This is a genomic window from Rhizobium lentis (genome assembly GCF_017352135.1).
GTDB lineage: Bacteria > Pseudomonadota > Alphaproteobacteria > Rhizobiales > Rhizobiaceae > Rhizobium > Rhizobium lentis.
Genome location: NZ_CP071454.1, coordinates 2,891,007 through 2,905,013, shown reverse-complemented (window position 1 = coordinate 2,905,013; position 14,007 = coordinate 2,891,007). Strand labels below are relative to the sequence as shown.

The 14,007-nt window shown below is 61.2% G+C and carries 15 protein-coding genes and 1 pseudogene; 5 read left to right on the top strand and 11 right to left on the bottom strand.

Going from position 1 to position 14,007, the window contains the following annotated elements:
• Positions 1-37 precede the first annotated feature (37 nt).
• From J0663_RS13905 to J0663_RS13875, 7 genes are all read right to left on the bottom strand, one after another.
• Entirely contained in the window at positions 38-631 is a 594-nt protein-coding gene (locus tag J0663_RS13905) for a hypothetical protein (RefSeq protein WP_207240915.1), read from the bottom strand.
• 14 nt (positions 632-645) lie between these two features.
• Positions 646-855 (bottom strand): response regulator transcription factor, encoded by a 210-nt coding sequence (locus J0663_RS13900; RefSeq protein WP_207240914.1) that lies wholly within the window; start codon positions 853-855, stop codon positions 646-648.
• Entirely contained in the window at positions 852-1,148 is a 297-nt protein-coding gene (locus J0663_RS13895) for a GcrA family cell cycle regulator (protein ID WP_207240913.1), read from the bottom strand. The genes J0663_RS13900 and J0663_RS13895 overlap by 4 nt, the downstream gene beginning before the upstream one ends.
• Positions 1,145-1,546: a hypothetical protein gene (locus tag J0663_RS13890; RefSeq protein WP_207244500.1), complete on the bottom strand. Its 402-nt coding sequence runs from the start codon at positions 1,544-1,546 to the stop codon at positions 1,145-1,147. Before J0663_RS13890 ends, J0663_RS13895 begins: the two co-directional genes overlap by 4 nt.
• Positions 1,512-1,880, bottom strand: coding sequence for a hypothetical protein (locus J0663_RS13885; protein ID WP_207240912.1), 369 nt, complete (start codon positions 1,878-1,880; stop codon positions 1,512-1,514). Before J0663_RS13885 ends, J0663_RS13890 begins: the two co-directional genes overlap by 35 nt.
• A 20-nt stretch (positions 1,881-1,900) precedes the next feature.
• Complete coding sequence (locus J0663_RS13880) at positions 1,901-2,167, bottom strand: sigma-70 family RNA polymerase sigma factor (RefSeq protein WP_207240911.1); 267 nt, start codon at positions 2,165-2,167, stop codon at positions 1,901-1,903.
• Between the two features lie 138 nt (positions 2,168-2,305).
• On the bottom strand, positions 2,306-2,530 hold the full coding sequence (locus J0663_RS13875) for a hypothetical protein (protein WP_207240910.1): 225 nt from the start codon (positions 2,528-2,530) through the stop codon (positions 2,306-2,308).
• Positions 2,531-2,613: 83 nt separating this feature from the next.
• Here J0663_RS13875 and J0663_RS13870 point away from each other — a divergent pair, with 83 nt between their 5' ends.
• From J0663_RS13870 to J0663_RS13855, 5 genes and pseudogenes are all read left to right on the top strand, one after another.
• Positions 2,614-3,261, top strand: coding sequence for a S24 family peptidase (locus J0663_RS13870; protein ID WP_085777282.1), 648 nt, complete (start codon positions 2,614-2,616; stop codon positions 3,259-3,261).
• Between the two features lie 807 nt (positions 3,262-4,068).
• A complete protein-coding gene (locus J0663_RS13865; protein ID WP_207240909.1) occupies positions 4,069-4,332 on the top strand; it encodes a hypothetical protein in 264 nt (87 codons plus the stop codon).
• A pseudogene (locus tag J0663_RS31715) lies at positions 4,325-4,554 on the top strand (hypothetical protein). Before J0663_RS13865 ends, J0663_RS31715 begins: the two are co-directional and overlap by 8 nt.
• Positions 4,555-4,586: 32 nt before the next feature.
• Positions 4,587-4,838 carry a type II toxin-antitoxin system Phd/YefM family antitoxin gene (locus J0663_RS13860; protein WP_207240908.1) on the top strand — a complete coding sequence of 84 codons (252 nt, stop codon included), beginning with the start codon at positions 4,587-4,589 and terminating at the stop codon, positions 4,836-4,838.
• The gene (locus tag J0663_RS13855) at positions 4,835-5,284 is read left to right on the top strand and encodes a type II toxin-antitoxin system VapC family toxin (protein WP_207240907.1); all 450 of its coding nucleotides are present in this window, start codon (positions 4,835-4,837) and stop codon (positions 5,282-5,284) included. Before J0663_RS13860 ends, J0663_RS13855 begins: the two co-directional genes overlap by 4 nt.
• A gap of 25 nt (positions 5,285-5,309) precedes the next feature.
• Here J0663_RS13855 and J0663_RS13850 read toward each other — a convergent pair whose 3' ends face one another.
• From J0663_RS13850 to J0663_RS13835, 4 genes are all read right to left on the bottom strand, one after another.
• The gene (locus J0663_RS13850; RefSeq protein WP_207240906.1) at positions 5,310-5,549 is read right to left on the bottom strand and encodes a DUF982 domain-containing protein; all 240 of its coding nucleotides are present in this window, start codon (positions 5,547-5,549) and stop codon (positions 5,310-5,312) included.
• A gap of 548 nt (positions 5,550-6,097) precedes the next feature.
• Entirely contained in the window at positions 6,098-7,420 is a 1,323-nt protein-coding gene (locus J0663_RS13845; RefSeq protein WP_207240905.1) for a glucoamylase family protein, read from the bottom strand.
• Between the two features lie 2 nt (positions 7,421-7,422).
• Entirely contained in the window at positions 7,423-11,277 is a 3,855-nt protein-coding gene (locus J0663_RS13840) for a GH36-type glycosyl hydrolase domain-containing protein (RefSeq protein WP_207240904.1), read from the bottom strand.
• A gap of 42 nt (positions 11,278-11,319) precedes the next feature.
• Entirely contained in the window at positions 11,320-13,767 is a 2,448-nt protein-coding gene (locus J0663_RS13835) for a phosphoketolase family protein (RefSeq protein ID WP_207240900.1), read from the bottom strand.
• Positions 13,768-14,007: the final 240 nt, after the last annotated feature.

Sequence of the window (14,007 nt, the reverse complement as noted above, 5' to 3'; positions counted from 1 at the left end):
CCAGTTCGAAGCGCGCGTCCACACCCCCTCGCCTCCATCACCCTGCCTTCGCCTTCCGCAGCGCGATCAACCCGCGTCGCAGCCACAGCAGTTGCTGCGGCGACATCTGGCGCAGATGGTCGTAGTCCATCACCGCGACGTTATAGACGGTGCTGCGCACCTGCGGTCCGTCCTCGCAGCGCAGAAGGACGGCCTGCAGTTCCATCATGCGGTTGCTGGCCTTGCGGGCGCGGTCGGCGAGGCTTTCGGTCACCTCGCCTTCATGACCCTTGACGGCAAAGAGCGATTGCGCCCTTGGGCTCGGGGCCGGAATGCCCGTCGTCTTGTGATAGCGGGCCATCACCTCGGCATAGTCGTCGCCGGCCTGGCGCTGCTCGTCTGATATCAGCCCGTCGAGGAAGATGCGGCCGAGGGTGTAACCGGCATAGGGGCTTCTGACCGTCTCGTCATCAACCGTCTTGCCGAAACCGTGGATACGCCGGCGCGCCGCCATCGCCACGCTGATATTCTCCTTCTCGGTTTCGAAGGGCTTGATCTTGCCGCAGGGGAAACGCTCGACATTGGCCTTGCGCGGCCGGCCGGCGCCCTTGTTAACCCGCTGTATCTTCACCTTGGTGGCCTTGCCGCCCATGCTGATTATCCTTCTTATCGAATGATGCCGTTTCGCAGCGCGGCGGCGACCAGGGCGGTCTCCTTGAACACGCCGAGTTTCGCCTTGGCATTGGCAATGTGGGTGTTGACGGTGATCGGCGAGATGCCGAGGATGGTGCCGATCTCGGCGGCGGTCTTGCCTTCAGCCATCCAGCCGATGATCTCTCGCTCACGCGGGGTCACGGCACTGGTCACGGCACTCATGGCGCCGGCCCGTCGATCGTGGGCACGCGCGGCATCGTCACCTCGGCGCCGGACAGCGTCACCCGCCGCACCCGGTCGGGATGGCTTATCGGTGCGGGCGCCTCGACAGCCTCCGCCAGCGCCTTGCGCGGGTCCTGCCGCGGCGGAAACCGGTCGCGGTTGCGATGCGCCATGTTGATGACGGTGTTCTTCTTCGAGCCGAAGAGTTCGGCGATTTGACGTGCCGACAACCCCTCCTGCCAGAGCTTCTGCGCCTTGACGATCTTGTCTTCCGTCCAGAACAGACCTCTCATCCCATTGCCTCCTGTGCGTCTCGTGCGGCCCTTGCGATGACCGGATTGTCGGGAAACATCTCAGCCAGCGCCCGCTTGGCGCTGCGGCTGCCGTTTGCCGCCTGTCTCAGCAGCCGCATCTTGTGGGCGGCGACCTTCGGCTGCGGCGGCTGTTCGGGTGGCGCCTCGACGCGCGGGCGGCGTTGCGCCGTCATCACCGCCTGCTGCTGGCGGGCGATTTCGGCAAAACTCGCCGCGCTCGGGGCGAAGGCGCGGTTATGATCGCGGACCTTGCCGGAGAGGAACAGCTTGGCGGCCAGCCAGACCGCCTCTGCCGGAATGCCGTCGATGGCGACGAGATAGGCGCGAATCTGCATGTCGGGATCAATGCCGGCGCAGGCCGGAAAGCCCGAAAGCATCCCCGCTATGATCTTGACCGGAGAGGAAATCTCTTGCGGCATCGACCGTTGTCCTTCTGCCCGTGCTTGCATTGCTCGACCCGGTTTCCCTCGCCTTTTCATTGAAATACCAATCGGATTTGATCGCCCGCCAGCCGCGCAGGATCTGCATCTCGGCAGCCTCGACCGGGTTGCCGGTCTTCAGGTACTCCCTGACCTGGATCCGCGCCGCATAGGCCGTCAGCGGCTTTTTCAGCGTGCGGCTGCGATGCTCGATGATCGCCGCCGCCAGTTCCTGCCCCAGCACGGGGCTGAGGATCTCCATGATGTCCTTGCTCATCTCTGTCTTTTCCATGCGATTGCTTCTCGCCGTCCTTAAACCGGGAGCTTCAGCCGCCCTCGGGCGAAGTTGACGAGGGCGCCAAGCCTTACGGCGCGGCCGGGAAAGCGCCGGACCGCGCGGCCGTCATGATCCTGCTGGGCGGTGTCGCCCTTCTCGGCGCTGCGTCGACGGTGAATCTCGCTTTCCACGGCGGGCACCGGCAGGCCGAGGATGGCGGAGATTTCGATATAATCCCGGCCGGAGCGGAAGAGCTCGAGGGCGTTCATGTGAGCGGCTTGATGCGCCGGGGCGATGCTCATCGTCTAATCCTCTTTTCCACTCGATCCGCTGCCGAGCTCTTCCCGCAAAGCGGGCGCCGGCGAGATCGTTTGTTTCAAATCTTGTGGGAGGTGCCGGCGTCGCCGAGGGAGCGCGGCGACGCCAGCTGCCGATAGCCTTCAGGGAGGAGTGAGGCTGCCGGATTTGCTGCTCGGCCGAGAGCCGGGGAAGACCGGCGTCTGCCGCATCTCTTCGGGCTCGGTCTGCCGGCCGCAATTTTCGCAATGGCGCTCGATCACCTCGGCGATCGACAGCGCCCTGCCGCAGCGCGGGCAGCCGGTGTAACGGGCATTGGCAATGCCCGAAAGCCGGGGCCGGTTGTTGATGATATCGGTGCTTGTCATGGGCATAAGGGTACGTAAAATACCTCGTACGTCAAGCGATTTAGGGGATTACATGTACCTTTTTTTAGGGTATTATTTATATCATGTTGAAAGATCAGGAACAATTTGAGCGCGAAGAACGCGCAAAGCGTCTGGTCATGGCCAGGAAGAACGCGGGCTTTGCCGGGCCGAAGGCGATCGTCGATCGTTTCGGCTGGAACGCCAATGTTTACAAGGCGCACGAGTCGGGCCGGAACGGCTTCGGCATCGCCGACGCGAAGAAATATGCCAAGGCGTTCAGGGTCAATCTCAACTGGCTGCAGTTCGGAACCGGCGATGCGCTCGATCCGGAGGAGCGGCCGGTCTCCGTCGCCGACGTGCCGAAGATCTCCTGGGTCAGCGCCGGCCAGCTGACCGAGCAGGCGCCGATCACCGACTTCTCGGAATTCCCCACCGTCGCCGCGCTCGATCTGCCCGATGGCGACTGGATCGCGCTCGAGGTCGAGGGAAATTCGATGAACAAGATCTCGCCGCCGGGCTCGATCATTTTCGTCAACCGCCGCGACAAGCGCCTGGCGCCGAACGCGCTTTACGTCGTAGCCGACGAGACGGGGGCCGCGACCTACAAGCGCTATCGCCCGAACGACAATCCGCCGTTCCAGCCCGCCTCATACGAGGACGTGCCGCCGCCGGAATTCCACGGTGCCGTCACCATCGTCGGCCGCGTCCGCCGGTCGGTGATCGAGATGTGAGAGCAACGCTATATTGCAAAAATTCCAGGTTGCTCCGCGACTTAACCCTTAGCGTTCCAGCAACATTCCAACCACTTCCCAAAAAGATTCAAGACCATCCGCCCGTCCTCACGAGCCGGCAGGATCTAGTTCCAAATCGCGACACCTGCCGTGCTGATCACCGCTTTCGGCGCCACGCTAGCGATCCTGCTTTGAGGTGAACCCCTCACAACGAAGACGGATCTCAAGACCGAGGCCCGCTCTGCCCGGCGCTCCACTCACCCCGCGCAAGGTGCCTGCAGCGACCTCGCGACTGACGCCTGCAAACAACCGCTTCGAGCGCAGGCGTCCAATCTGAAGGCCGCGACGCGCCGCAGAGCGGAGCATCGCCCGCCCCGCGCGCCCGCGATATCCTGATCTCTCTCACTCCCTCTCTCTTCCATCTCTTTCCAGTTCCTGAAGGCTGGTGAGGGAGGGTTCCGGCCAAAGCTTCCCCCTACCCCATGAGCAAGGCCCATGAAGCCGGGAGAGCATTGGCCATGTCCTGAAGACCGGAGCCGGGATGGGACACGTGCCAGAGGGGCCATTCGCTTCGCCCTCGTCCTGATTTTCTGACAGCGCACTTAAGGACTTTCGCTTCCCGCGCCGCTGGGCTTCGTCAGCTCGGGAGTTGCACCCGGTCGCCCAATCACTGACCGAGACATACGCCTACGATTCGTACCTCGTCAACCGATCAGGTATTTTTTATACCTTTTCCGATTGACGATACAGGGTATCTTATATACCTTCTTGACATGCCATTCCGGCGGCACGAGAGAGGGCAGAGCGATGCAGCATATCCGCAGGATCGAAACCGAGCAGAGCCGGCGGGACGCCCGATGGAATGGCGCGCGCGGGCTCGACGACTGCCACGCCTATATGGCCAACGAGGCTCAGCGCATGGGCGCCCTCGGCTTTGCCTATCTCGCCCGCCCCGAGCATTCGGTGCGCGGCCCGTCATGGCTGCGCGGCGCCACCGCCAGCGTCGAGGCGCATTACCGCTACGCCCGCGAGATCATGGGCATCACCGATGGCGATCAGCTTTATGCCTGAGGAAGAAAAGGACATATCCGCCAATTGCGTCATCAAAGCCTTTTCCGGCTGCGCCTGCCCGTCCGGTCAATGCGCAGAAAAGCCCGTCATCCCGGCCCCAGTCACCTTCATCTCCTGCGGCTCCAGGCGATCACCTGCATCGCCTTCGGCTTCCTCGCAGCGATCCTCGCATCCGCCTGGATGGGAATTTTTCTTGATTCCAGCAGCAGCAAGCTATTTTGACCACATATGGTCATATTAATCAGGAGATGGTGATGTCGACGATCAGCGTGGCAGAGGCAAAGGCTGGTTTCGCCGGCCTGGTGGACGAAGCCGCAAAGGGCGAGTTCGTGACGATCACCCGCCATGGCAAGCCCGCCGCCGTGCTGGTTTCGGTCGAAGCGGCCGAAGCCGCCAAGAAGGCGCTCAACAGGCCGCGGCCGAATTTCGGGGATTTCCTGTTGACCTTCCCCGGCGGTGTCGAACTGGAGCGGAACCCCTCAAAATTGAGGGGTGTTGATTTGTGACGGCCTATCTTGTCGACACGAATATCATTTCGAAATTCGCGCCGGGCAAGGTGCCGCCGTCCGATCCTGTGCGGGCCTGGTTCCACGAGCAGGGCGAATCCGACGCACTCTTTCTGTCGGCTCTGTCCGTGGCGGAGATCGAGAAGGGAATGCGCAGTCTTCACCGCCGCGGCGGGATCGAGCGGGCAAAGCGCCTTTCGACATGGCTGAATTCCATCACCGACACTTTCGGCGACCGGATATTGCCAATGGATACCGTCGTCGCGCGGATCGTCGGTGCGCTGAAAGATGAGGCGGAAAGCAAAGGCTGTCATCCCGGCCTCGGCGATCTCATCATCGCAGCGACGGCGCGGGCTTATGACCTCACCGTCGTCATCGAGAATCTGCGACATTTCCAGCCGCTCGATGTTCCCGTCGATCTTCCGGCCGCTTTCCGACCGGAGTGATCGGCTAAACCTGGCGCACCGCGGGTCAGGAGCTGAACTTGATGTCGCTCGCCTTCGCCGCGGTTATGAATGCGCGGCGCACCTGCTCGGGCTCGGCGACATCGTTGAAGACATCGAGCACCAGCAGCTCGGCGGCCTTGGCCGCCGGCGTCTGCTCCGGCCAGTCGTTCAGCAGGGTATTGCCGGCCTGGACGACGTTATAAACGGTCCTGGTCTTGCCATTGATGGTGATCTTCACCGGCTTGAAGCTTCGTCGCCTGCCCATGATGCAGCCCCCAACGCGGAACACGCGAGTCAACGAACAAGGTTCGGACTCGTTCCGGTTGAGGTGACTATCTCACATCTTGCCGCCGCCAGGCGAATCAACTTACCTGCAGCCAGACCTGCGAGAGCCAGAATACTTGGCGACCGGTTTTCGATTGCCGGCTGACGTACAGGGACGCCATGCTCGGGGTTTAGCAAACGACCATCGGGCGGCTCACCGAACACCACGAAGTTATCAGCCTAAGTTGTAGATTATTTACTTCTCTGCAGAATAAACTACAATCATACGACTATTCCTTTTATTTATAGCCGTTATAATAGCACTCACGTCAGTATTACTAATTGCAATAAATATTGATTTGTGTAGAATAATTTCACAACAACCTAGACACCAATACCTAGGAAACACCCCCTTCTCTTGATCCCCGCGTTTTGCGGGGCTCTTCTTTATCTCGGCCGCAGCTTCAGAAGCAGCTGGAAGTTGTTGTTCTTGGCATGCAACTCCGGCCTTTCGCAGCCGGGCAGTGGTCCCGCCGAGGGCCAATTGGATCAGTATAACCAGCCGCCTGTGAACCCGGCCCGTCTCAGCCCCACCACCACAGGCTCGCATCGACGCATGATGTTCCATAACAAGCCGGTCCGGTAGTTTTCGATCATCAGAACCACAGGCCCCTGGTCGATCCCGAAATGGTAGGGGCTGACCCACGATCCGCCCTCGCCGTTCTCCAAAGTATAGGTCTGGTTGAAGGACGGTTTGAAACCGTAGAGCCGCGTCATGCCGAGATTCATGCGTGCGAAGTTTCGGACGGTCGGGATGACGATCTCCGGCGCAAATGGCAATGATGCAATGACGACCCAGGGGCATACGGTTCCATCGTCCGGCCCAAAGGGCGCACCGCGGGCGATGTAGTCGAAGAATTCCCTCTCGACACCGTCCACGTTTCGTTTGATCCAACCGGGTCCGTCGCTCGCCGTGAAGCCCCAGCAGTGGGTGCCATAGCCTCGAAAGTTCAACGGGTTGCGGATTGCGTATTCCTGCTGGACAAAAGTCGCATGCCGGCTGTTCTTAAAGTAGTCACTGTCATGTTCGCGCATGAACTCGTCACGGATGCCGCGGAAGTCGATCCACATATGCGAAAGCTGGTGGGTAAACAGCGGTCCCGAATAAAGCATTTCGCGACCGTAGATATTCCGCCAATCATAGCTCTCGGTGTAGGCGGCATAGGATTCCGGCGGCAAAGGATGTGTGGGTGAGCCTAGGCCGAGAATATAGAGGAGCAATCCTTCGTCATAACCGCGCCAGCGATAGGGAATGAAGCCGCTTTCCGGTCGCCAGCCATGGGTCAGCGTCGCGCCGTGGTCGCAGGCCCAGTTCCAGTCCACCCGCTCGTAGAGCGCCGCCGCGAGCCGCCTGACCTTCACCTCGTCGTCCGTGTCGCCATCAAAGTAGGCGGCAACGGTCAGAGCGCCGGCAAACAGAAAAGCCGAGTCGATGGTCGACAATTCACACTGCCAGACCCGCCGCCCGGTCTCGATGTCGAGGAAATGGTAGAAGAAGCCCTTGTACCCGGAGGCGTCCGGTTCCGGTCCCTGATGGCAACGCAGCAGGAATTCCAGCCGCCGTCGGGCGATCTTGGCGGCAAACTCCCTGATGACGACGCCGCGCTCCACCACGACCGGAATGGTCGCAAGCGCCATGCCGATCGCGGCGATGCTCGCCGGAGCACCCGCTTGGGTCTTGTCGCGCACCAATCCGTTGTCCGGGTTCGTACATTGGAGATAGTAGAGCAAGGTGGTGAACTGAAGGCGACCGAGATCTTCATCGGTTGGCATCCGGTTCAGTTCGGGATCGGTCGACAGCAGTTCTGACATAGCTAGCCCATCACCAACTGGATCTGATGGTTCTTCCCGTCGTCCACAAGTGGGAGGCTCTGCGCGGTGATTTCCTCGCCGTCGGCGGTCAGCCAGCGATGCCCCTGACCAGATGCGGGATCCCTTCGCACCTTGATGGAATAGGTCGCCGATCCAAACCGCAAGTCACCTTCATAGCCGGGCCAATGCGAGGGAATGCAAGGCTGGACGGAGAGGTGTTCTCCCTGTCTGCGAATACCGAGAATGGCTTCCAGACCAACGCGATAAAGCCAGCTGGCCGATCCGGTATACCAGGTCCAGCCTCCGCGGCCGGTATGCGGGAACGCGCCATAGACATCAGCGCTGACAACGTAGGGTTCGACCATGTATCGCGCAGCGTCTTCGGCGGAAAGGGAATGATTGATGGGGTTGAGCATGCTCCAGAGCTCAAAAGCCCGATCTGCCTCTCCCAGCATCGCGGTCGCCAATGCAACCCAGGCCGCCGCATGGGTATACTGGCCACCATTCTCCCGAATTCCCGGAACGTACCCCTTTATGTAGCCGGGCTGCAGCGTCCCCTTGTCGAAGGGGGGATGGAAGAGCTGAATCAGCTTGTCTTCTGGCCGAACCAGCCGCTCCCAAACTGCCTGCATGGCAGTGGAAGCGCGTCCAGCGTCGGCGACACCGGAGATGACCGCCCAGGCTTGGGGGATGGCGTCGATCTGGCATTCGTCGTTCAGGTGGGAGCCAAGGGGGGTGCCATCGTCGAAGTAGGCCCGGCGATACCAGGAACCGTCCCAAGCCTCAGCCTCCAATGACGCGCGCAAGGCTTCGGCGCGCTCGAGGCACCATGCCACCCGCTCCTCGTCGCCCCTAGCGGATGCGATGGTGGCAAACGACTTGAGCACGGTGAGGAAGAACCAGCCGTTCCACACGCTCTCGCCTTTGCCCTGCGCGCCGACCTTGTTCATGCCATCGTTCCAATCGCCCGTCCCCATGAGCGGAAGTCCATGCGCTCCGAGACGAAGTCCGCAATCCAATGCGCGGCAGCAGTGGTCATAGAGCGTCCCACTTTCTTCGGCGACCTGAGGCACGCCGAAGCTTTCCTCCTGGTCGTCACTCAAGGGCGGCGACGCCACGAAAGGAACACGCTCGTCAAGGAGCGCGTCGTCCCCGGTCGTTGATACGTAGTGCTGGACGACATAAGGCAGGAAATAGAGGTCATCGGTCATGCGGGTCCGCACTCCGACGCCTGACGGCGGATGCCACCAGTGCTGGACATCTCCCTCCGTGAACTGGCGCGCAGCAGCTCGAAGGATGTGGGCGCGTGTTTCGTCGGGTGCGCAATGCACCAGGGCATCAACATCCTGGAGCTGGTCGCGAAATCCGTATGCGCCTCCGGACTGGTAGAAACCCGTCCGGGCCCAGACGCGGCAAGACAACACCTGATAGATGAGCCAACGGTTCATCATGAGGTCAAAGGCGGCATCGGGCGTTTGCACCGTGACTGAACTCAGCAGTCTGTCCCATTGGCGGGAGACGATCGCCAGGGAGCTTCGGGCGCTCGCCGGCTCGGCATAGTCGCGCACGAGCCTGCGGACCTCATCGCGACTGCCAGCCTGCCCAAGGACGAACACCAGTTCGGCTCTTTGGCCGGGGGGAACTGAAATCTCGACCATCAGTGCGGCGCAGGGATCGAGCAGGGAGCCGACGCTCCCGCCGAGACCGGAGCCCGCCAGCCCGGCCGGTCGGGAAACGGAACCATTGATGCCGAGAAACTCCCGCCGGTCGCAGGTGAAGGATCGCCGTGGCGCGCTTGAGGCAATGAAAGCCAGCTTGCCGGAGAAATCACTTTCCCAGAGGTTCCGCGCAACGATGGCGCCGCTCTCGCCGTCAATCTCGCATTCGATCCGTCCGGGTGCGTTCTCGCGCAACGTACCGAGAACCCATTCGACGAAATAGGTGGCAGTAAGCCTGCGCGCGTCTGTTCCATCGTTGCGGATAGCCAGGTGAACGATCTTGACGGGGTCGGCGTCCGGGACGTGGACCGTCATTTCCTGCCGCAGAGCTCCGTGAGTGCTCTCGTAACGGCTGTAACCCTGCCCATGACTGACGGTCCCCGACGACGATTGCCCAAGAGGCAGAAGTGTCGGCGTCCAGAACTCCCCGGTCTGCTCATCGCTGATGTAGACGACTTCGCTTGGAGGGTCCGAAACCGGATCATTCGCCCACGGCGTGAGCCTGTTCAACTGGCTGTTGCCCGCCCAGCTATAGCCAAGGCCGCTTTCGCTCGTCAGGCAGCCAAACTCGTTGTTGGCTATGACGTTGCACCAGGGCATGGGCGTCATGGCCTCTCCGTCAGCCGCGATCACATACTCGCGCCCGTCAGGGGTAAAGCCCCCGCAACCATTCCAGAAAAGCAGATCACCTCGTGCGGCCCCGCGAAGTTTCTCGCCCGCGCCTCGAGCCGTCTCCGTCGGTTTCCGGGCTGAAGGCATGGTGGTCGCCGGCGTCTCAACCTGACCGGCAAGTGATCCCTTGCTGCAACAAAGAACGACGCGTGCGGCAGCAACGAGGGCATCCGCTGACGCGCCTGAAATAGCGGCCGCCGACAGGAGGTGAATGCCTCCGGCCTTGCCGAGCGTCTCCTCCAATTGGCTTCTGTCCACCGCTTCGCCAGCGCCGCTTTCCTCGAGGAGAGCAAGGTCGAAGGGAAGTCCGCACCTGGTGATGAACGCGTGAGCCTCGATAATTTCCTCGACGAGAGATTTCTGGTCCGCCTGGTCCATGCGCAGCAGCAGAATGGGCAGATCTCCGGATATGCCTAGCGACCACAGTCCCTCCGTGGTCAGCCGTTCTTTGACGGGAGCGCCACCATATCGAAGGCCGGGATTCGAAAATGCCAGGCTTCCTGCAAGGCGATTGTAGACCACCTCCCTGGCCGGCGAGAGCTTTGGGAAAGCAAGTGCAGCGGCATGCCTTTCCTTCGCATCCGACACGGTCTGGACGACCGCATCGATATTGGCAAAACGCTCTGCAATGGCAGCCGCACCTGCTTCGCTATCAGCCGCGCCCGTCACGAATGCGATTTTCTCCATTCCGGAGGGCTCCAGGCGGACGGTTCGGCGCAAACTGAAGATGGGGTCGAGTACCGGACCGGTCGTGCCTGGCAATTTTCTTCCGCGCTCGAGCGCGCCGGGATTTGACGGTGTCCTTCCGCGGCCGAGAAACCTGTAGCGGTCGGTGTCGTACTCGACTGCTGGATGGGCGTCGTCGCTTGATGCCGAAACGTGCACCGCCCAGATCGGCTTCTCTGAGCCGCTGCGTGGCCGACGCCTTGCAAACAGTGCGGTGGTTTCAGCGACAAACCAGGTCTCAACGAAGAGCTTTGCAAATGCCGGATGTGCGCTGTCGGCCCGTCGGCCATTCAGGCAGATCTCGGAATAGCTCGTCAGCTCGAGTTCCCTTGCCTTCGTCCCCCTGTTGAACAGACGAAGCAAACGCACCTCGGCATCACAATCGGTTGCGACGCAAACTTCCCACGAGATCTCAATGTCCCCTGCCGAACAGCGAAACTCGGCGCGATCACCTGGAAAGCTGTGCCGGTAGTCGGCGTCGGCCCGGCAGACCGGCTGCCGGGCGATGGACCAGACCTTTCCGTCTTCAAGGTCGCTGACGTAGCAGAACTGGCCCCAGCAATCTCGCGTACTGTCCTCCCGCCAGCGCGTCACGTCGAGACCGAGCCAGGATCCGTAGCCGGAACCGGATTCGGTAAGCAGGACGCTGTACCGGCCGTTCGAAAGCAAGGTAATCTCGGGAGGCGCGCCCGCCGGATGCGCCTCACCGACGTCTTCAATATCGCCAGTCAATCGGGCCATTGGACAAAACCCTCAATCGCAGCGGGCACCGGCCCATGGCATCTATGCGTTGTCACCTTCAGTGGAGGTAGCCCCCCTCGCGCGGACCGTGCTCTTGACGCCCCACCGCCAACCGCTGATCTCAGGCATGTCATCGCCATGCTTCTCGATATACTGACGATGCTCGATCAGCTTCTCGCGGATTGCTTGCTTGAAGTAGGCGGCGCGAGCGCCGAGTTGCGGCAGTCGATCGATAACATCCTCGACAAGGTGGAAGCGATCGAGTTCGTTCAGAACGACCATGTCGAAGGGTGTTGTTGTCGTTCCCTCCTCCTTGTATCCGCGCACGTGCAGATTGCGATGGTTGGTGCGTCTGTAGGTCAGCCGGTGGATCAGCCAGGGATATCCATGGAACGCGAAAATGATCGGCTTGTCCTTGGTGAAGAGCGCATCGAAATCCCGATCGGAAAGTCCGTGCGGGTGCTCGCTCAACGGCTGCAGCTTCATGAGGTTGACGACGTTGATGACGCGCACCTTCAGTTCGGGCAGGTGCTCCCGGATCAACTGCACCGCAGCCAGCGTTTCAAGCGTCGGCACGTCGCCGCAGCACGCCATCACGACGTCCGGCTCGCTGCCCTTGTCGCTGCTGGCCCATTCCCAGATGCCCAGGCCTTCGGCACAATGCTTGATCGCCTCATCCATCGTCAGCCATTGCGGCGCTGGCTGCTTGCCGGCAACGACGACATTCACGTAGTTGCGGCTGCGCAGGCAATGGTCGGTGACGGAAAGCAGCGTGTTCGCGTCCGCCGGCAGGTAGACGCGGATCACCTCCGCCTTCTTGTTGACCACATGGTCGATGAACCCCGGATCCTGGTGGCTGAAGCCGTTGTGGTCCTGGCGCCAGACGTGCGAACTCAGAAAGTAGTTGAGCGACCCGATCGGCCGCCGCCATGGAATGTCGTTGCAGATCTTCAACCATTTGGCGTGCTGGTTGAACATCGAGTCGATGATGTGAATGAACGCCTCGTAGCAGGAGAAGAAGCCGTGGCGGCCCGTCAGCAGGTAGCCTTCCAGCCAGCCTTGGCACTGATGCTCGCTCAACACCTCCATCACCCGGCCGTCGGGCGAGAGGTGATCGTCCTCGGGATAGATCTCAGCCATGTAGCAGCGATCGGTGACTTCGAGCACGTCCTGCCAGCGGTTGGAATTGTTTTCGTCGGGGCTGAACAGCCGGAAATTCTTGCTGTTCAGGTTCAGCTTCATGACGTCGCGCAGGAACCTGCCCATGACCCTGGCAGATTCGGCCGTTGTCGCCCCGGCGCTCGCCACCGACACGGCGTAGTCGCGGAAATCCGGCATCTTCAGGTCACGCAGCAGCAGGCCGCCGTTTGCATGTGGGTTGTCGCTCATCCGGCGTTTCCCAGCCGGGGCGAGAGCGGCAATTTCGGCGCGCAGCTTGCCGTCGTCGTCGAAAAGCTCTTCAGGCTTGTACGTCTTCATCCACTGCTGAAGGATCTCGATGTGTTCCTGCTTGCCCATCTCGCCCATCGGGACCTGGTGCGACCGCCAGTAGTCCTCGCATTTCTTGCCGTCGATTTCGCTCGGGCAAGTCCAGCCCTTGGGTGTGCGGAAGATGATCATCGGCCAGGCTGGCCGCTTGAGGTTGCCCTTCTCGCGGGCCTCTGACCAGATTCTCTTGATCTCCGCGACGGCGGTATCCATCGCTGCTGCCAGTTGCTGCTGCACCTTGTCGGGCTCATGCCCTCCCACGAAGAGGGGCGCGTATCCCATGCCTTCGAAGAACTTCCTCAGTTCTTCCTCGGGAATGCGGGCGAGGAAGCAGGGATTGGCGATCTTGTAGCCATTGAGGTGCAGGATCGGCAGCACACAGCCGTCGCGGGCGGGATTGAGAAATTTGTTGCCCTGCCATCCCGTCGCCAGCGGGCCGGTTTCCGCCTCCCCATCGCCTACGACGCAAGCGACGATCAGATCCGGGTTGTCGAAGGCAGCACCATAGGCATGGCTCAGGGCATAGCCCAGTTCTCCACCCTCATGGATGCTTCCGGGCGTTTCGGGAGCGACGTGGCTCGGAATGCCTCCGGGAAAACTGAACTGTTTGAACAGTCGCTGCATCCCTTCGGCGTCCTGGCCGATATTTGGATAGAACTCGCTGTAAGTACCCTCAAGATAGGCATGCGCGACGAGCGAGGGTCCGCCGTGGCCGGGGCCGATGATATAGATCATGTTCAGGTCATCGCGCTTGATCACCCGATTCCAGTGCACATAGAGCATGTTCAGGCCGGGCGAGGTTCCCCAGTGTCCGAGCAGCCGCGGCTTGATGTGCTCGCGTTTAAGCGGCTCCTTGAGCAGCGGATTGTCGAGAAGATAAATCTGTCCGACAGAGAGATAGTTCGAGGCCCGCCAGTAGGCGTCCATCAAGCGGAGTTCCTCGGCTCCGAGTGGTCCGGTCGTCGTCTGATTGTCATCCATTGAAAGAGCGTCATTCGCCATCGTCAGCCTCCTCGCGATTTGTCTTCGCCTCTGCATGCCCGCAGCGGTCACAGATGAAGCCCTGCCTCCCCGACAGGCTCCTCGAAGGCATATCGCACCAAATAAGTTGCCAGCTTGAAAGACAAGCGGCGACCTCTCCACACATTCCCAGGCACATAATTCCCGAGACGATCGATCTTGGCCGCGTCAATGCGCCGGAAACTTAGGCTGGCTGGCTGATTGGCGCTTTCCCGATCCGCC